Source organism: Mesorhizobium sp. M3A.F.Ca.ET.175.01.1.1 (genome assembly GCF_004791945.1).
GTDB lineage: Bacteria > Pseudomonadota > Alphaproteobacteria > Rhizobiales > Rhizobiaceae > Mesorhizobium.
The window spans coordinates 62,056-80,419 of record NZ_SRTP01000011.1; the positions used below are offsets into that span (position 1 = coordinate 62,056).

Here is an 18,364-nt window from a genome sequence, read left to right on the forward strand (position 1 = left end):
GCTATGTCTGGTGGGGCGTTTCAGCGGCTTCGAGGTTCGAGATGGTACAAGCTACCAGTCGCACCTAAACGCCCCTGAAACGCCCCGCCGGACACCGGTCAAGCACGATCGGTCGGAACGCTCTCCCCGTTCAACCGGCGCCGCAGCGACAGGCTAATCTCTGACAGTGTGCCGAGAGCAATAGAAAGCAGTATGGCGTAGATGCCCCGTTCGAAAACAGCGGCGGGTGAGGCGCGGCCTAGATAGTCTGCCCATCCATCGGGCTCATCTGCGAGCGCGAAAACCAGCACGAGCTGGAGGACACCAAGCACCAAGGCGAGCACGGATACGATCCGCGCCGAGTAAGTGAACAGCATAGAAAAAAGCTCCCCGACAAAATGTGAGGGAGAAGATAGACGGGTGCCGCCGCTGAGGGAAGGCCCGAGCCGCATTTGCGCGGCCCCAACCCATCTCCCGGTCAGTTCTTACTTGGTCGGCCTATCCTCAATGAGACGCGAGAACAGCGCCGCGAACGGCAGGAAGTTGCCAAGCGGGACAAAGGCATTCCAGCCGGCCCGCGCCTGTGCCTGCGTCATGTCCTCGCCGTTCAGGGCCGCATTCGCCGCACCCCTCACGAACGTTTGCGCCTTGCTTACTTGGTCGAGGACCGGAGCCCCGAACAGGGCATCCTGCGGCGCACCACTAGCCCGAGCGGACCCGAACTGCGGGCCAATCGGGGTCATGAGCAAGGCACTGTCCATCAGCATCGGGAGCACCGAAGCCGTGGCTGAACGAGCGAAGGCGTTCTTTGCGAGGTTCACCGGGTCCAAGGTCTCCTCGAAGTACTTGTCGTACCCTTCGTCCGTCGCAAGCTGCGGGGCCTGCCGCACTGCGAACGTGGCGGCTCCGAAGGCCAGCTCCCCGACCAAGAGGACCGCCATGCGGGGGTCCATGTGGTTGATGCTGTAAAGCGTGGACTTCGCCCATGCCCCGAGTACGAAGCTTCGGAACTGGGTAAAGAGCTGTGCGACTGGGTGGCTCATCCACCGGGCCAGTCCGCCCACGTCGTTTGCCTGGACGAGACGGTCGGTGTAGCGGTTGATGAGGTAGGAGAACTCCGTCACCGCCTTCGGGTCCCACTTGTTCGACCCGAGGGACACGAGCTTGCCTCCGTCCCGCTCGGCGTGGGCCAAGAGGTTGCCGAAGATCAGCTCGGCTTGCTTGTCGCCGATGCCAGCGGTTGCCAGTCGTTCCCGACCCTTGCCGGCCAGCCGGGAAAGGTCGAACCCGCCTCCCTCCACAGCCGTATCACGGGCCATGTCCAAGAGGTGCTGTGCCACGGCCTTCGCAGCCCACTTCTGCTGATAGTCGTGGATGCCGCGCATAAGCGACACTTCGGCGGTCATCCGCTGCCCCCAGTCCAGCGCCACGTCTAAGCCATTAGCGAGCTTGGAGGATGCCCCTGCTCCTATCCGGTCGTCAGCTAGGCGGAAGTCGAACTTGCCGACCAAGCCGTCCAGGCCAATGCCCGTCATGTGCTCCAGCTCAGCGAGGAGAGCGTCCCGCTTGGGCACCGAACGGCCGCTTTCGTCCACCATGCGGCGGATTGCGGGGAGCTGTTGCATCGACGCGCGGAAGCCTGTCATGGCCGCGACCTTCCAACTCTCCTGGACCTGATTGAGGCCCATGTTGGACATGAGGCGGATGAACTGGACGGCTTTCATTCGCCGAACCCACTGGGCGTAAGCCTTCTCCTGCCCATAGACGGGGATGCCGTTGATACGCTTCCATCCGAAGTCGAGGTTTTCGATGGCGTTGTCCATCTGGCCCCTGACTTGGGCGAGAGGCTTACCCATCTGATGGAAGCCCTCACGGACCCAGTTCTTGACCTTCTCCAGATCGGCCTCAGAGCGGATGCCGTCGAAGATGAGCTGGTCCGTCTTGGGGTCGCGTATCTTGGTGTCCGCGAACGCAACGCGGCCGGACATGGTGCGGGCGTAGCGGTGGTCCAGGAACTCCGCGTCCTGGATGAACACGTCGTCCATCTTCAGGGGCAGTGAGCCGCCGTCGCGGGTGCGGACGTTGGCCGAGTAGGCATAGTCCATGACAGTCCGGCGCTTCAGGTAGCCGACACCCTTGGAGTTGTCAGGGGTCTTCTTAGCCTCGTCCACGACACCGGAGAACAGGTCGTACACCTTGTCCAAGTCCTCGTCCGACAGCCCCTCGGCCTCGTTCAGGGACCGCTTGAAGGCGTCTTTGAAGCCCTGCTTATCCCCGAGGCCAAGAGCCCCGGCGATGCTGTCTTCGATGCCATAGCCAGCCTTTCGCATGTTGGCCCAGTAGCCCTTCGCCATCTTCCGCAGAAGGCTTTCCTCAATCTCCCCATGCGCCCGGCGGATGCTCTCGCCGATGAACTTGTGCATGGTCTCCTCGTCCACCATTCGGTCGATTTCCGAGATCCGATTGTGGTCCGCGACCTTCGGCGAGTAGAAGCCTTTTTGCTTGACCTGGAGGCCGGGGAAGGCTCGCTCCAGCTCGTCGGCCCAAGCGTCATAGAACGCCTTGCGAGCGCCGGCCGCTTTGATGACAGAGGGGCTCACGTCGGGTGACGGGTGGGGATCGGCCATGTAGGCGTTGACGAGACGGTTGAACTCGTCGGCCTTGCGGGCTCGGGCGATGGGGTTCAACAGCGAGGAGCCCTCGGTCACATACTCTCGCAATGCGACCTGATAGACCGAGTTGCGGTTGCCCATTAGCTTCCTTTCCAGCGCCACTGCGCGGACGGAGGCCGGAGCGTCGAGGACGGAGTGGTTCTTGGTCCCGGCGCTCTCCTCGAAGAAGGCGAAGCCGGCAAGACGGGCTCGTGGGTTCTCGCTTGTGGTGAGCTGTCCGGCCACGTCGAAACGGGCCTTACCGCCGAAGCCCCGGTCAACCGCCTCGTCGTCAATACCCCAGTCGTTCGGGTCGAAGGGCTTGATCAGTTCGGTGTTGCGAGCCGCGCCGGCCGAACCTGTGTGGTCGGCAAGCATCGGTGCCTCGTGGGATGGCATCTGCGACAGCTTGCGCTGCTTGACCGCCTCCAGGGCATCCAGCCCGGTCTTGGTCATCATGTCCCGTTCGATCACCGTGGCCGCGTTGTGAGCCAGCGGTCCCGTGAGGCCACCCAGCAGAGCCCCGACACCAAACGCGGTCACGGCATCGGCGCGGGGGTCGTCCAGGCCGTACTTGGCCCCCAGCTCAAGAGCGGCGTTGCTCGTCCCGCCGACAGCAGCACCCAGCAACACCTTTCCGGCAAACCCGAGGCTTGTCTTGCCCACGGAAACCAGCGGGCCGCCGACAAGCGTGGGGAGGAGAACAGGGTCCAGAACGCCAGCGATCAAGCCGGACGTAAGCGAGCTCGCGGTGCCTACGGTGGTCCTGCGGGCATCGATCTCGGCCATCTCCGTTGCGTACCTAAGCCGGAGGTCCCGGTTGTACTTCGAGGAGCCGGTTAGCACGTAGTCATGATACCGCTCGGGGAGCGTCTCGGTGATGTGCTTCCACTCGTCCTCTGACCAGCCTTTGTCCTGGGGATCGTAGGCACCTTGGGTGGCCCATCGGTATATCCGGGACGTGTAGTTGTCGGCGGTCATGTCGTCGGCCACTTGATCAATGAACGAGCCGTAGGGCTTCGGACCAGCGGCGGCCTCGTCTGCCTTCTCCTGTGTGACTTCGACCTGCGTAGGGGCCGGCGGGGTTCGGCTGTTGTCGTAGATGCCGGTGGTGTTCTGCGGGGCGACAGTCTCCGCGTAAGGATTGGCGACGGCAGGCGCATAGTCGCCCCCGAGCAGAGCCACGGCCTTGGCCTTATGGCCTTCCATCTGCTGCTCAACCTTGTCCCTTACGGTGCCCGGAGCGCCCCCTGCGGCCTCGTCAGAGGCGTCGTAGCGGCCGGGTCCGCCGGCATTGACGATTGAGTACATGTCGAGCAGGCGCATACCCGGCTTGAAACCGTTGTCCACCAGGTAGTTCGCAGAGGCGCGGACGGCATCTTCGGCAGACATGCCCTTGTAGTAGCCGTACTTCTGGCGCTGGGGCTCGCCCATCTGAATGAGGCCGCGATGCTGGCCCCACTTGGTCGTCGGACCCTTCTGCCAGATGTCAAAGGTGCCGCCCGTTTCGTAGGACATGACGGTGGCGAAGTCCTCGGGGTCAGCGCCGATCCGCTGACTTTCGTTTTTGATGGCCTCGGCGAGGCTGGAACTCATGGTGTCTCCATTGGGGTGTTGATGACGAGAAAAAGGCCCCGGTGCATCGCTGCGCCGGAGCCCTCGTCGGTTGTTGTGGTTGCCTTGTTAGGCGCTTAGGTCGGGATAGCTGCCACGGACTTCAGCAGCGTGTTTCTCTGCCGGTGTCATTTCGGCCGCCGCTGGCGCCTGTGCATCCTTTAGGGGTGCAGGCTGCATACCTTGGGCATCGTTTCCGCCCATGTCAGGGCTGGGGGTAACGTGGTCGTCGGCGGGGAAGTAGTGACGCCGGTCGGGCCAGTCGATCCTAAAGGCTGTATAATTGCCACGCCCATCATGCGTGAGGCGGGCGAGGTGTGCAGGCTGCTTTGCCAGCCACTCAAGCAGGGCGCGGGGATATCGAATGGAAGAGGTCATCCGACACCGCCTTTGCGCCTCGCCCTGTGGGCCGCCGCATGTCGCCTAGCGGCCTCCCTATGGCCTTGCCTGTCGGCATCCCTTCGGGCCTGCTGTTCCGCCAACAGCCGATCACGGTTGGCGAGGTAGTGGCGACGGCGGGCGGCCTTGCGGGCTTGAGGGTCCTTGTGTGGCACTAGCCGACCCGGACGATGCCAGCGCGGACGGCAGAGCCGAAGGACATGGCCTGCTTGCCCGGAAGCTTGACCATCCACTGGCCCCGCTGCTCGTTGAAGGACAGAGCCTTGCGCTCGGCGGCAGGCATGTCGGCCAGGAGAGCCTCGAAGCCTTGCGGGTCCTGGTAGGGCATGGTTTCCATCCGGCCGAGAGCGGTCCTGCCAAGGTGGGCAAGCTTCTCCCTATCGTTGTGGATGGTTGCCATGCGGGCTTCCCTAAGCTCCGCGTCGTTCAGGGTCTCCTCCAACATGCCAACGGAGGCGGAACCGGCGGGGAGGCTGCGAAGGACAGCGTTGGCCTGGGCAGTGAAGCCCTCGACAATCGCGGACACGGCGTCCTCGGTCACGCCCTGCGGGACGCTGCCCTCATAGTCGCCGGTCTCGGCGGCTTGCCAGATACCGGTCTCTACAGCGTCAGCGCCCAAGGCGTCCGCAAGCGTGTCCATCACCATCGCGGCGAGGTCCGTTGCGTCACCGGACGCGGCACCATCGGCGGCCTTCTGGTCACCTTCAGCGCCCCTAGCGTTGTCTGCGGCGTTAGCGGAAGTGGCCTGTGCGGTGCCTGCCGGGGTGGCCGTGTTCCCGACAGGCCCATCAAAACCCGGCGGGAGCAGCCCTGCGGCTCGTGCAGCCGCGATAGAGGTCTCAACGCCTCCGATGAGGACGTTGCCAGGGCGCACCTGTCGCGGGGCGTCCACGGTGCGGGGGCTGAGGTCTTTCGTGACCTGTCGGCCGTCGCCGTGGGTGTCCACCTGTACCTTGCGGCTGGTCTGGACGGTAGGAGCGGCGGCTGGAGTGTTGCGGGCCTGTGCGGCGGTGGCGATCGTCTCGGCGGCCGTGTCCGAGTTGACGGTGAAGTCGGCGTAGTTTGCCATAGGGGTGTGTCTCACTTTTCTGATGGTTTGTGGTTGATGGAAAAACGGGTCGTGGAGCGGCGTTCAGTCGAGGACGGTGCTTTCCTCGTCCAAGGTGGTCGAAGCCTCTGAAACGGCCTCACGCGACATGAACGGGACGTATGTCCTGCGTATTGCCACGCTGGTCTGCGTGTCGGTCCAATCCTCTCCGGCCCACGTGGACAGCTTTCGGTCTCGCTTGAAGACCGGAACGCCGTCGCGGACGACATGCATTCGGGAGGACGGGTCGAACCCTTCGCGGATCAATAGGCGGGCAAGTGGGCCTAACGGGTCCTTGGGGGATTTGCGGGTGTTGAAGTCTTGGACGTAGCCGTCGTGCCGAGCGGCATATGAGCCGAACAGTTCAACGGTCAGGGTCGCGGCAGGGATGCCGTGAGTATGCGTGGAGATACCTTTGCTCCTTTGTTGAGTTTGAGAGTGTGTGAGGGGTGGAAGGTTAAGCGCGGCTGTGGGCCGTCTTGTAGGAAGTTGGAGCCACTGTCACGTAAGGCCGGGTGTGGACCGTTAGCTGTGCGTAGGTGGGCTCGGGAGAGAACCGCTCGGGCAGGGTCGCCAAGGCGGCGTCCACAATCTCCTGTGTAATCCCCTGGTCTTTGACGTAGCCCGAGTGCATGAGTGGGATGGCACGTCTGGAGAGGTCCTCACGGTGCATGATGAAGGAAGCGACTGAGAACCAGCGCCCGTGTCCACCACCTCGCGCTCGGCGCTGCTGTAGGTTCCATCCGAAGCCCCTACGGTCGACTATGACGCGGTAACGGGGGCCTATGGTGGCGACGACGGCGCGGTAGTCGTCCGACCATTCACATGTTTCGAGTAAGCTCATTCTGCTGGGGTCTCCTGAATTAGAGCGAGGTCGTGTCGCTTGCTGTACCGATCTCCTGCCCTCTTGCCCTGAAGCCGGAGGTTGGTCGTGCGGAGGTCAAGGCGGTTGCCGTTGATGTTGCGGACGTACTCGCCAGCCTTCGCGTTCATGATGACGCGAGAGATGGTCACAAGCGTTGCGCCTACCCTCGCCCGGACTGAAAACTGCGAGGCGTCCGTGGCGGTGCCGTCGAGGACGATCACCCATGGCGTGTTCTTGATCCGCTGCGGGAGGCTGTCGAAGGACTTCCTCTCCACCTTTGCGAAAAGCACTCGACCACGCTTGGGGTCATTGATCGGAACCAGAACGACCTCGCTTAGGGCTCCCCAACGGCGGTGGTCATTCGGGATCGTCTGGTAAGTCTCGGGGCGACCCGGGGTCGGGCCACCGGCATTTGCAGTGGTTGTCATGTCGATACGAGGTCCAAAAAATTAGCGAGAAGGGTGGCGAGCAAGGTGCGCTCGTGGGGGCCTGAAGTGGGCCTTGGGGTGTTACGCGACGGTATGAAACAGAGAGCCTCACGCAGACGCATTCTTGCGGTGGCATCGGCCGAGAGACTGGCCAGCACCCCGACGACTACGAGAAGCAAAAAAGAGAGACGCAGGACGACGCTCCGAGTGGAACGAATGAGCCTGCCCGACCCGCGCCACGCCCTCGGGAGACCTATGGAGACACTGAAGGTCGCCTGGAGGTGGCATTGGGTGGTCTGGATGAAGCCTGGAGTGGCGTCCTACGTCTCTGAAGGGGGAGCGAAGGCTGCTACCCTTGAGGGGAGCCTTGCTTGAAAGGGGAGAGAGAATGAGTGGAGGAGGCAGCGTTTGTGAACGCGCTCGGAACCCCACCACATCGAACGCCTATAACGTGAAGTGCAACCGGGGAGCATTCCTGGAGTGGGGGGTAATCACCCGGCGGCCCCTCAAACACGTTCATAGCCACGTGAGGGAGGCGAGCATTCCTAAGTTGGGTGGTAATTGAACCGGCCCCCATTCCTGAGGTAAGTCGCAATCGATACGACCTCCCTCAAACACGTTCATAACCACGTGAGGGAGACGGGCATTCCTGAGTGGAGGGGTAATTGATCCGGCCCACCATTCCTGAGGCAGGCCCTAATCACATCAGGGGCAATCGGAGCCGCCATTCCTGAGGTGAGGGGTAATTGAACCGGGCCACCGTTCCTAAGTTAGGTGGTAATTGAACCGGAGCCCATTCCTGGGGTGTGTCCTAATCACCTACGACCCACAATCGGGGCCGCCATTCCTAGGGTGAGGGGTAATTGGCTCGGCCCCTCTCAATACGTTCAAACCACGTGAGGAGACGAGCATTCCTAGGGTAAGTCGTAATTGAACGGGGCCGCCATTCCTAGGGTGGGTCGTAATTGAAACTGGGCCACCATTCCTAAGATGCGGCCTAATCACGTAAGACCCACAACCGGGGCCGCCATTCCTAAAGTACGGGCTAATTGGTTTCGTGTCCCGTCAGCCCCAAAAATCGCCTTCAGGGTCCGGACGGTACATTCTACCTCCCGAACCCTCGAAGCCACTGAAACGCCCCAACGGGACACGAAAGAAAGCCTATCGGAGCCGAACGGGCATCGCCTCCCTGCCCCACACGTCCCGGATGGCTCCCGCGTACTCATCCTCGGGGATCATGCGGACGAACTGGGTGAGATGCGCGTCCGCCATGATGGCGTATCGGAGAGCCTCTGCGATGCCTGCTCCCGCTGCGAGCCCCTCTATGGCCTGCGAAACAGTCTCGGCGACATGGGCGAGGCGGGAGACCAACGCTCCGGGCAAGTCAACGCTGCCGCCTTCGTCACCATCGGCCGCCTCGCGTGAAGCCTTCGACAGCCGATCAAAGTCAGCCAGGGCGTCTTTGGTCCACCCGAGCGGCTCCAGCGTACGCGGCGCTTCAAGCTCTCGGCCGGCCCCTACGGCGCGGATGGTGGTCGTGAGGCCGCCCATGGCTCTCGCTAGGTGGACGATTGCTTGCCTGGAGTGGGCTGGAGTGGTGGCGGTAGTGGTCTGGTCAGTCATGTCTGCGGTCCTCGTGTGTTGAATGAGACGGTCACTGGATGCCGCACGGCCTGCCATCAATCAATGAGAATAAAGTGCCCACAAATCGACCCAATAATTGAGTTGTCCCGCATACGGGCCAAACAAAGTCATTCAGCAATCCAGAGGAAAAGCCGGAAGCTTGCCAGAGGAAAAACCGGGTGCTTGGTAGAGTGTCCCGCATCCGGGCGGAACTGATACATGGTTATTCTGCCGTGTGGCCTAACGAGGCACGGTCAATTACACGGGAAACCTGCTTGGCCGTCCACCGGCCGCCCCGTGAAGTCGCCACGCCGGTCCTGTTCAGGGCCTCGGCGATAGCCATAAGCGTCTCCCCGCCGGCTCGCATAGGACCGATGACAGCCATCGCCGGACCAGCCTCTTGCCGTGCCTTCTCTTGGATGGCTGCGTTGCGGGCCATGGTCTTGTCTCGGAGGCCGCCGAGCTTCGTTCCACGAGCCTTTGCAGCCCGCAGAGCATCCTTGGTGCGCTTCGAGATGAACTCCCGCTCTTGCTCGGCCAGGGCGGCGTAGATGTGGAGCTGGAACTTGTCCGCATGGGGCATTTGGGCGACCCGAAGGCGCACCCTCCGGTCTTCCATGATGTTGGCAATGTGGGCCACCTTGCGGCCCAAGCGATCAAGCTTCGCCACGAGTAGCTCCGCTCCGGTCCTACGGACGAGGGCAAGCGCCTTGTCAAGCTCCGGCCGGCTCTCACTGGCACCCGAGAGGACATCGGTGAATGTGCCGGCCACCTCGAAGGGCACCTCGGAGAAGTTCGCCAGGAAGATGTCTATGTCCCGCTGTTGGGCCTCCAGACCGAGACCGCTCCGGCCTTGGTCCTCGGTCGAGACGCGCTTGTAGATGACGTAGTGCTTCATGACTTTGTCCTGCATGGCGTTGTGCCTGACAAACGACCTACAGCCTCATTTGTCTAATGTCAACGTTCGTTGTGCCTGACAAATGACATGAAACCGTCCGTGGAGAGGCGTTCGCGTCGGCACCTCCGGCACCCTCGAAGCCACTGAAAACGCGACATACGTGAGAGGCATCCGGGCGGCCTGTCTCCGCGAAGATCGGCACGGGTGCAAGCGTGACCATGGCCGCGACCCCGCCGGGGGGTGCCGCGCTGCTGAAACTATCCAGTGCGACCCCTCGGATTTTTCCGTCAGTTTGAAACGCCTCCAATTTGACATTCGGCCCACTTCGCAACACGATAGGCGCATCGGTTCTTGAGCCTTTGAGGGAAGGCAGTGGGCACTGACGACGACGACAATCGGCCCGAGCGTTCGGCTAAGGAACTTGTGTGGGCGGCCCTTGAGGGCTTCCGTCCTGGCGACATCGCATCCGTCAAGGCCGTTCTGGCAAGGGTCCGGGACGAAGGCCATCACCTAACCGAGACCGACGACGAGCTCACGGAACTTATCGTCACAGCAGCATCCGCCAAGGAGCTGTTTGTGGAGTTCAACCTTCACCAGTAGTCGGTTTGTGCATCGGGGGACCAATGCGTCCAGCTATTGGACCATGGTCGCACTCGCAGGCGTTGCGCCATCGGGGCAGAATGCATGTGCTCGGCCTTTGAAAGGCTGGGTATGGCCCGACCTGCGAAATCCTGTGTCACCATCATGGTAAGCGGGCCGGGCCGCCGATGATCCAGTCAGTCCCGCACCGGCCACACTGCGGCGTCGATACGAACGCCGGGACGACTGCCTATCGACCCTTCTTGATCGCCTTCGCTTCCCGAACGAGGGACGGCCAATTCGTGCCGAGTAGGTAGATAAGCTCAACCGCCTGCGCTTCCGTAATGCCGGTCTTTTCCACCAGCAGCCGGACATACTCTTCCAGGGCAGGGTTACGGTCGTTCTTGGTCATCAGCTGGTCTCTAAGGCGCCGCAACGATGCACGTAGGGCAAGGTTCCATCATCACGGAACATAATTTGTGCGCCTCATTGTAAGGACAGGCGGTTGATCTCTCAGGATGCAGCCGCCGCGTTTCGACAGCCCGTTGCCGCTCGCTCACGGCAGCGGGCCTTCTATTAGCGAGTTCTAACGTACATTATTGCGGGCCCTCTAAACAAGGCGCATCATACGAGCTCGCCTCGCTCATCCCGAACGGGGTAGAGGCCCGGCCTGTTGCCCTGTGCCCCCCGCACTTCCCCCGCGACAGGCCGGGCGCCCGTGGCTGTCCGCTTTTTTGTTCAACGCTTGGCCGTGCTCATCTGCTAGGGCAAAATTGTCGCGCCTCGCTCCCAACAGCGGGGCGGGGCTCGGCCTGTCTCTAGTCCTCCTCCGGGGATAAACAGGCCGGGCCGCCCCCTTGGGTGATGCGACGGAGCGGACATGAACAAGAAAAACGAGGCCCGATCGGCGGCGCTCAAGTCGATGGCGGGTGCCCTCGATAAGCTCTACGCGACGACGCAGGAAGCCGTAGCTATATCAGACGGAGCAATTGGCACCGTCCACACAGGCCGCCAGAACAGGGCGCTCTTTGTGTTCGCCAAGCTCATAGCGCACTGCATGTCGGTGGCCTCGCTCATTGAAAATTACCGATCTGCACCCAAGGGCCGGTCACTCTTGGATCACTTCTCCGTCGCCACCCTCGGCCGCGCGATTATCGATGCCTCACTAATGACGAAGTACATCTCCGAGCCGTCGCTGACCGCCGATCAATGGGACCTCCGACGACAAATCCTTTTCCTCCACGACCTAACGAACCGGAAGCGGTTTCTGACGGCCCTAGAGCGTGCTGGTCAGCCGAGGGACGAGGCCTTCTTTGAGAACTACGCCACGGTTAAGGAGGACATTCAAAACAAAATCGAGCGCCTCGCCACCAAACTTGGATACCAGCCGGAGCAAGCCAAGGAAATCGGTAGCGGCCAAAAGGTGTTCATTGAGGGCTCTCGGGGTGCTGCTCGCGAGGCCGGATGGAACGTACAGGAATTTGAGTTCCATCAGTCCTACCTGTCCAACTGGGTCCACTCCTATCCGGTCAGCTTCATACGGGCTGACGAACAAGGAATATCGTTCAGCGATCCATCCGAGTATCAATTCTGGCTCTGCGGGATCGTGCTGGGAACGAGCTCGGACTACCTGTTCGATGTGAATGCTCGCATGAAGCTATTCACGGGAAGCGCCAAGGCCGACCCAGTCGGGCCTTTCGAGTGAGGCTTGCGCCTGTCTGCCGCTCGACTATTATGGCCGCGCGGTACACATTCGCACCGCAAGAGGTCCACAACAGCGGAATGCGGTCAGCAGAGGGTCATCGCGCAAGGCGTTGGTTTCATTGAGATAATCAGGCTTTTTCCCCAGTTCGATTTGGCTCCTATAGCCCGGCCCGGGGAGCCAAGTTTTCCAATTAAATCGCGCAGGATCGGGCAGTCGGGGGCGATCCGCCTTCGAAGGCACGGCGATGCGGCCGGTCAGCTTCTTCCCGGCCTGCGCCGAGATTTACGCCGACGGCGAAAAGGCCAGTGCTGTCTACCAGGTCGAATTCGGCGCCTGCCGCCTGCTCGCCGACGGCCGTAGGCAGATCAGCGCCTTCCGTCTGGCCGGAGAGACTTCGAGGCCGACGCCACCCACCGTTTCTTCGCCGAGGCGATCAATGCGACCGGTGTCCGCGTTCACCGCATCGCCGCTGCCGCCGACATGTCACGCCAGCTTGGCCGCTTGCCCTGGAAGGGCTGACGCGGGCGCAGGAGCACCTTCTCGTGCCGCCAGAACGCCATCGAGCGCGTCGCGGCCCTCCTGCTCGACATGGCAGAGCCGCAGGGCGGCCTGCGCCAGGTGGAACTGCCGATGTCGCGCATCGGCATCGGCGACTATCTCGGGCTGACCATCGAAACCGTGTCGCGGGTCTTCACCCTGCTGAAGACGAAGGGCGTCGTCTCGCCTGCTCAGCCCGCGCATCGAGATCCTCGCATCGGATATCTACAGGCAATGGGTGAATGACTGCTCATTTTTGAGCCAGCTTGGCAGATAACTCCTGCCAACCGGCCAGCAGACACTCAGACCGCCTCAAGGTTGAGCAGTTCTGTCGCCACCGCACGTTCCTCGTCGGCCGAAATGACATGGATGTCGACGCGGGAAGCGGGAGCGCTGACAATCCCTTCGCGGTTCGCGTTCAGTTGGCCCTCGAGAGCCACTCCAAGCCATCCGGCAGCCTCGCAGATCCTCCGCCGGATGACGGGTGCGTGCTCCCCGATGCCGGCGGTGAACACCAGCGTGTCGAGCCCTCCGAGCGCGGCCGCAAGCGAGCCGATCTCACGCCCGACGCGATAGACGAAAAGATCGATGGCGTGGGCCGCCGCGGGCTCCTTCGAGGCAAGCAGGGTCTGCATGTCGCCGGAAATGCCGGAGACACCCAGCAGGCCCGATCGCTCGTAGAGCAAGGTGGTCAATTCATCAGTCGGCAGCTTGCGTTCCTGCAGCAGGTGCAGGAGGACGCCTGGATCGATCGATCCGCAACGCGTGCTCATGACAAGCCCATCGAGCGTCGAGAAGCCCATGGAGGTGGCGCGGCTGACCCCTGCTTGCATCGCGCACAGGCTCGCTCCGCTGCCGAGATGAGCGACGATGGTCCGCCCGCCGGCGGCCGCGCCGTAGCGATCGCGCAGCTTCGCGGCGACATGGGCATAGGACAGCCCATGGAAGCCATAGGAAACGATGCCTTGTTCCGACATCTCACGCGGCAGGCCGTAGAGTTTGGCGAGTTCCGGCCGCGCCGTATGGAAGGCCGTGTCGAAGCAGCCGACCTGTTTTGCTTCAGGCAGAAGGCGGCGTGCCAGCTCGACGATTTCGAGATTGATCGCCTGATGGATCGGCGCGAGCCGCTCAAGCTTGTGCAAGGCCGCGAGCGTGGCTTCGTCGAGCCGCGTGGCGCTGGTGAATTCCAGCCCGCCATGAACGATGCGATGCCCGACCTTGCCGATCTGGCGCACAATGCCGTAATCGGCGAGGAAGGCAGCGACGGCTCCGAAGGCCTTGGCGATGTCGATCGGTCCCTGCCCCAAGCTCCTGTCGATTTCGGGCGAAGACGCAGTCTGTTCGATATGCAGCCGCGGCTGGTGTTGGATGGACGACACGCCGCCGCGCGCCAGCAGGGGAAGTTCGTCGCGCTGTCGAAACACGGCGAACTTCAGGCTCGATGAGCCCCCATTGAGGGCAAGGATCGCATCCTTCATTTTCTATCCCGCACCTGCCCGTGGACGCCCGCAGCGCGCCTCAATGCGCCGTTTGACGGCTACTGTTGCCACTTCCAGCCAACGATCTCCGGCATATCCTGCCCATGCGCTCGGATGTAAGCGCGGTGTTCGAGCAGCTTGCCGTCCATCATCTGCCTGAGCGCGATCTGCGCGCCGCTCGGCTTCGAGAGGCGGTCGAGCACGCCGAGCACGAGATGAAAGCGGTCCAGACCATTCAGAACGGTCATGTCGAAGGGCGTGGTGGTCGTCCCTTCTTCATTGTAGCCGCGCACATGGATGTTGTCGTGATTGGTGCGCCGGTAGGTCAGGCGATGGATGGTCCATGGATAGCCATGATAGGCGAAGATGACCGGCTTATCGCGGGTGAACAGCGCGTCGAACTCGCGATCCGACAGGCCGTGCGGGTGGTTTTCCTTCGGCTGCAGGGTCATCAGATCGACGATGTTGACCACCCTTACCCTAAGCTCGGGAATGTGGTTCTTCAGAATCTGGACGGCGGCCAGCGTCTCGAGCGTCGGCACGTCGCCGGCGCAGGCCATGACCACGTCCGGCTCGGCTCCGCGGTCGGTCGACGCCCACTGCCAGATGCCCACGCCGGCGCTGCAGTGAACTTTCGCTTCCTCGATCGACAGCCATTGCCAGGACAGGGCCTTGCCGGCAACGATGACGTTGATGCGGTTCCATGTCTGCAGCACGTGATCCGTCACGCAGAGCAGGCTGTTGGCATCGGCGGGCAGATAGACGCGAACCACATCGGCCTTCTTGTTCAGGGCCACATCGATGAAACCGGGATCCTGGTGGCTGAAGCCATTGTGCTCCTGTTGCCAGACATGGCTGGACAACAGGTAGTTCAACGACGCGATCGGGCTTCGCCAGGGCAGCTTGCGGCAGGCGTCCAGCCACTTCGCATGCTGGTTGAACATGGAATCGACGATGTGGGTGAAGGCTTCGTAGCAGGAGAACAAGCCATGCCGCCCGGTAAGCAGGTAGCCTTCCAGCCAGCCTTGGCATGTATGCTCCGACAGAATCTCCAGAACCCTGCCCCGGCTGCCGAGATGCACATCCTCGGGCAGGATTTCTTCCATCCAGGCGCGTTCCGTCACCTCGAAGACATCCTGCAGCCGGTTCGAAGCCGTTTCGTCCGGACCGACGATGCGGAAATTCGCCGCGTCCTGGTTCAGTGCCACCACGTCACGCAGGAAGCAGCCCATCACCCGGGTTGCCTCTGCCTTGACTCCGCCCGGCCGCTCGACCGGGACGGCATGCTGATGCAGCTTCGGCAGCTCGAGCGACCGGCGCAGCCGGCCGCCATTGGCATGCGGGTTGGCGCTCATGCGCCTGACGCCCTGCGGCGCTGTGGCGCGGATCGTGGACACCGGTGCGCCAGCGGCATCGAATAGCTCTTCGGGCCGATAGCTTCTCATCCACTCCTCGAGCACCTTCAGATGCGCCGGGTTGTCCGCCAGGCCCGACAGCGGCACCTGATGGGCGCGCCAGAAGCCCTCGGTCTTCAGTCCATCGACCTGCTTGGGCCCGGTCCAGCCCTTCGGGCTTCGCAGCACGATCATCGGCCACTTCGGCCGCGACTGCACTGCCTCCGCGCCGCTGCGTGCCGCCTGCTGGATCGCGCCGATGCGGTCCAGCGCATCATCGAGCACCACCGCCATCCGTTCATGCATCAGGACCGGATCGTCGCCTTCGACGAACAGCGGATCATAGCCGTAGCCGACGAACAGGGCGCGCAATTCTTCCCCCGGAATGCGGGCCAGAATCGTGGGATTGGCGATCTTGTAGCCGTTGAGGTGGAGAATCGGCAGCACCGCGCCGTCATTCGCCGGATTGAGAAACTTGTTGGAATGCCAGGCGGTGGCGAGCGGCCCGGTTTCCGCCTCGCCGTCGCCGACGACGCAGGCGACGACGAGGTCCGGATTGTCGAAGGCGGCGCCATAGGCATGCGAGAGCGCATAGCCAAGCTCGCCGCCTTCATGGATCGAGCCGGGCACATCAGGCGCCGCATGGCTGGGGATGCCGCCGGGAAAGGAGAACTGCCGGAAGAGCTTCCTCATTCCGGCCTCGTCCATCGAGATGTCGGGATTGATCTCGCTGTAGGTTCCCTCGAGGTAGGTGTTGGCCACCATGGCGGGGCCGCCGTGGCCGGGGCCGCAGATGTAGATGACGTTGGCATCGCGCAGCCGGATGGCGCGGTTCAGATGCGTATAGATGAAGCTGAGGCCTGGCGAGGTCCCCCAATGGCCGAGCAGCCTGGGTTTGACGTGCTCCAGCCGAAGCGGTTCGCGCAGCAACGGATTGTCGAGCAGGTAGATCTGCCCGACCGTCAGGTAGTTCGCCGCACGCCAATAGGCGTCGATGTCCCGCAATTCCTGTTCGGACAAGCGGTTGGGGCTCGAAAGTTCGGTCATTGCTTGGCTCCTTCGCTGGGTCCGGGTAGGTGCCAGTCGCAGGCACAACGCTTCGACGTCGGCGCCGGTTCATCGATGGTCACGATGAAGTTGCCGCCAGGGTCTATCCGGCAAGGGGCGATCTGGCCTTGATCCATCTCAACTGCCGAGCGCCAGACGCGGAAACATCACAAGCGTTGATCAGGGGTCGCCGAGCTCGGCAAGACGGGCGCGAGGCTTGCGTGCGAACGCCGCCCGCGCGATCTTGCCGCCGTTTGGAGGACATCATGCGAAAAATTTTGGCATCGACAATTCTGCTGCTGGCGGCTGCGTCATTTGCACCTTCGGCGCTTGCGCTTGACAGCAGCGGCACCCCGGTCGTGGTGACGCCGCTGGCCTCGAAGACGACCACGGCCTCCGGCCAGCCGATCACGCTGCCGCAGAAGAATGTCGAGGTTCAGGTATCGGCCTACCAGATCGCACCTGGCGCGACCCTGCCGGTGCACAAGCACCCCTTCCCGCGCTATGCCTATGTCGGAGCCGGCACGCTTAAGGTCACCAATGTCGAGACCGGCGCCAGCAACACCTACAAGACAGGCGATTTCATTGTCGAGATGATCGGACAATGGCACCAGGCCATCAATGTCGGTGCCGATCCGGTCAAGCTGCTGGTGATCGACCAGGTCGAGCAGGGCGCCAAGAACACCATCCTGCAGCAATAGGCTCACAGTCATCGTGGGCGTTTCATTCTGGACCGATCGTTGCGGCTTTCACGGCCAACACGCCGATGCTAGGGCTGGTCATCCCTGCAGCATGGACGGACGCTGGTGACCGACGCCCAAAAGCCCCTGATTGAACTTTGCGTCGAAGGCATAGACGGACTGCTCGTTGCGCAGGCGGCCGGCGCTGACCGGGTCGAACTCTGTGCCAGCCTCGTGGAAGGCGGCATCACGCCGAGCCTCGGCACGGTGCGCGCCGCCCTCCAGGCCGCGACCATTCCCTTCCATGTCATCGTGCGCCCGCGCGGCGGCGATTTTCTTTACAGCGATGCCGAATACCGCTCGATGCTCGCCGATGTCGGCACGCTTCGCGACCTTGGCGTTGCCGGTGTCGTTGTCGGGTGCCTGACGGCGGACGGCGCCATCGAGGAGAGGCGCATGAGCGAACTGGTCGAGGCCGCCGGCCCGCTCAACGTCACCTGCCACCGCGCCTTCGACATGACGCGTGACCCCCTCGAAGCGCTTGAGGCGCTGATCCGCTGCAAGGTCGGCCGCGTGCTGACCAGCGGCCAGCGCGACACGGCGCTCGAAGGCGCCGACCTCTTGGCGCAGCTCGTCCGCCTGGCCGGCGAGCGCATCATCATTCTCGGCTGCGGCGGACTGGCGCCCGGCAACATCGGCGAGGTCCTGAGGCGAACCGGCCTGACCGAGATGCATTTCGCCGCGCTCGCCGACGTCCCGAGCGCCATGCGCTACCGCAACCCGCATGTCGGCATGGGCGGCACCGATCTCGACCGCGAGTATCGCACCACGGTGACCGATGGGACCCTGGTTGCGGCAACGATCGCGGCAGCGAGGGCCTGATGCCGGAACTGACGATATCGACAGATCGGCAGCCGATCGAACGCCTCTCGCCCGATGATGAGGCTGCCATTTTGGCTCTCAACAACGAGCACGCCGCCGAATTGTCCTGGCTGGAGCCGGAGCGGCTGTCGTTCCTGCTCGGGCAAGCTTTCTACATGCGTCGCATTGGCGGGCTCGAAGCCTTCATCATGTGCTTCGACCAGGATGCCGGCTACGACAGCCCGAACTTCCTGTGGTTTCGCGAGCGCTATCCGCGTTTCGTCTATGTCGACCGCGTGGTGGTGGCGGCGGAAGCGCGAGGCCGCGGCCATGCGCGTCGGCTCTATGAGGATCTGTTCGAGCATGCCCGGCGCGCCGGCCACACGATCGTCACCTGTGAGGTCAATGCCGACCCCCCGAACCCGGCTTCCGACGCCTTCCACGCCGCACTCGGTTTTGTCGAGGTCGGCGACGCCGTCATCCATGGTGGCATGAAGTCGGTGCGCTATTACGCCAGGCCAGTGGTTTGAAGAGCGGCC

At 62.8% G+C, this 18,364-nt stretch carries 14 protein-coding genes and 1 pseudogene; 6 read left to right on the forward strand and 9 right to left on the reverse strand.

Annotated features, from left to right (window positions below):
• Positions 1 to 98: 98 nt before the first annotated feature.
• The 6 genes from EN818_RS22630 to EN818_RS22655 all read right to left on the reverse strand — a co-directional run bounded on the left by EN818_RS22630 (position 99) and on the right by EN818_RS22655 (position 9,544).
• The gene (locus EN818_RS22630) at positions 99 to 356 is read right to left on the reverse strand and encodes a hypothetical protein (RefSeq protein ID WP_135905082.1); all 258 of its coding nucleotides are present in this window, start codon (positions 354 to 356) and stop codon (positions 99 to 101) included.
• Positions 357 to 464: 108 nt separating this feature from the next.
• The gene (locus EN818_RS22635; protein ID WP_135905084.1) at positions 465 to 4,226 is read right to left on the reverse strand and encodes a hypothetical protein; all 3,762 of its coding nucleotides are present in this window, start codon (positions 4,224 to 4,226) and stop codon (positions 465 to 467) included.
• 571 nt (positions 4,227 to 4,797) lie between these two features.
• Positions 4,798 to 5,712, reverse strand: coding sequence for a hypothetical protein (locus tag EN818_RS22640; RefSeq protein WP_135905086.1), 915 nt, complete (start codon positions 5,710 to 5,712; stop codon positions 4,798 to 4,800).
• An 858-nt stretch (positions 5,713 to 6,570) separates the two neighbouring features.
• Positions 6,571 to 7,023, reverse strand: a complete 453-nt coding sequence (locus EN818_RS22645) for a hypothetical protein (RefSeq protein WP_135905088.1) — start codon at positions 7,021 to 7,023, stop codon at positions 6,571 to 6,573.
• Positions 7,024 to 8,184: 1,161 nt separating this feature from the next.
• Positions 8,185 to 8,646 carry a hypothetical protein gene (locus tag EN818_RS22650; protein ID WP_135905090.1) on the reverse strand — a complete coding sequence of 154 codons (462 nt, stop codon included), beginning with the start codon at positions 8,644 to 8,646 and terminating at the stop codon, positions 8,185 to 8,187.
• 223 nt (positions 8,647 to 8,869) lie between these two features.
• Entirely contained in the window at positions 8,870 to 9,544 is a 675-nt protein-coding gene (locus EN818_RS22655) for a recombinase family protein (RefSeq protein ID WP_135905092.1), read from the reverse strand.
• 372 nt (positions 9,545 to 9,916) lie between these two features.
• Here EN818_RS22655 and EN818_RS22660 point away from each other — a divergent pair, with 372 nt between their 5' ends.
• Positions 9,917 to 10,144, forward strand: a complete 228-nt coding sequence (locus EN818_RS22660; protein WP_135905094.1) for a hypothetical protein — start codon at positions 9,917 to 9,919, stop codon at positions 10,142 to 10,144.
• 229 nt (positions 10,145 to 10,373) lie between these two features.
• Here the strand turns inward: EN818_RS22660 and EN818_RS32815 are convergent, their stop codons facing one another.
• Positions 10,374 to 10,535, reverse strand: coding sequence for a hypothetical protein (locus EN818_RS32815; protein WP_189523816.1), 162 nt, complete (start codon positions 10,533 to 10,535; stop codon positions 10,374 to 10,376).
• 468 nt (positions 10,536 to 11,003) lie between these two features.
• Between EN818_RS32815 and EN818_RS22665 the strand changes: the two genes are divergently transcribed.
• Together EN818_RS22665 and EN818_RS22670 are read left to right on the forward strand one after the other, a co-directional pair.
• The gene (locus tag EN818_RS22665; protein WP_135905096.1) at positions 11,004 to 11,828 is read left to right on the forward strand and encodes a hypothetical protein; all 825 of its coding nucleotides are present in this window, start codon (positions 11,004 to 11,006) and stop codon (positions 11,826 to 11,828) included.
• Positions 11,829 to 12,072: 244 nt separating this feature from the next.
• Positions 12,073 to 12,642, forward strand: a pseudogene (locus EN818_RS22670) (helix-turn-helix domain-containing protein); the annotation flags it as partial.
• Positions 12,643 to 12,667: 25 nt separating this feature from the next.
• Here EN818_RS22670 and EN818_RS22675 read toward each other — a convergent pair.
• The gene (locus EN818_RS22675) at positions 12,668 to 13,843 is read right to left on the reverse strand and encodes an acetate/propionate family kinase (RefSeq protein WP_135905098.1); all 1,176 of its coding nucleotides are present in this window, start codon (positions 13,841 to 13,843) and stop codon (positions 12,668 to 12,670) included.
• Between the two features lie 59 nt (positions 13,844 to 13,902).
• Positions 13,903 to 16,284, reverse strand: coding sequence for a phosphoketolase family protein (locus tag EN818_RS22680; RefSeq protein WP_095807164.1), 2,382 nt, complete (start codon positions 16,282 to 16,284; stop codon positions 13,903 to 13,905).
• Positions 16,285 to 16,550: 266 nt separating this feature from the next.
• Here EN818_RS22680 and EN818_RS22685 point away from each other — a divergent pair, with 266 nt between their 5' ends.
• From EN818_RS22685 to EN818_RS22695, 3 genes are all read left to right on the forward strand, one after another.
• Positions 16,551 to 16,985: a cupin domain-containing protein gene (locus EN818_RS22685; RefSeq protein ID WP_135905100.1), complete on the forward strand. Its 435-nt coding sequence runs from the start codon at positions 16,551 to 16,553 to the stop codon at positions 16,983 to 16,985.
• A gap of 105 nt (positions 16,986 to 17,090) precedes the next feature.
• Positions 17,091 to 17,846: a copper homeostasis protein CutC gene (locus EN818_RS22690; RefSeq protein WP_245420402.1), complete on the forward strand. Its 756-nt coding sequence runs from the start codon at positions 17,091 to 17,093 to the stop codon at positions 17,844 to 17,846.
• Positions 17,846 to 18,355, forward strand: a complete 510-nt coding sequence (locus tag EN818_RS22695) for a GNAT family N-acetyltransferase (RefSeq protein ID WP_165350024.1) — start codon at positions 17,846 to 17,848, stop codon at positions 18,353 to 18,355. Before EN818_RS22690 ends, EN818_RS22695 begins: the two co-directional genes overlap by 1 nt.
• Positions 18,356 to 18,364 lie beyond the last annotated feature (9 nt).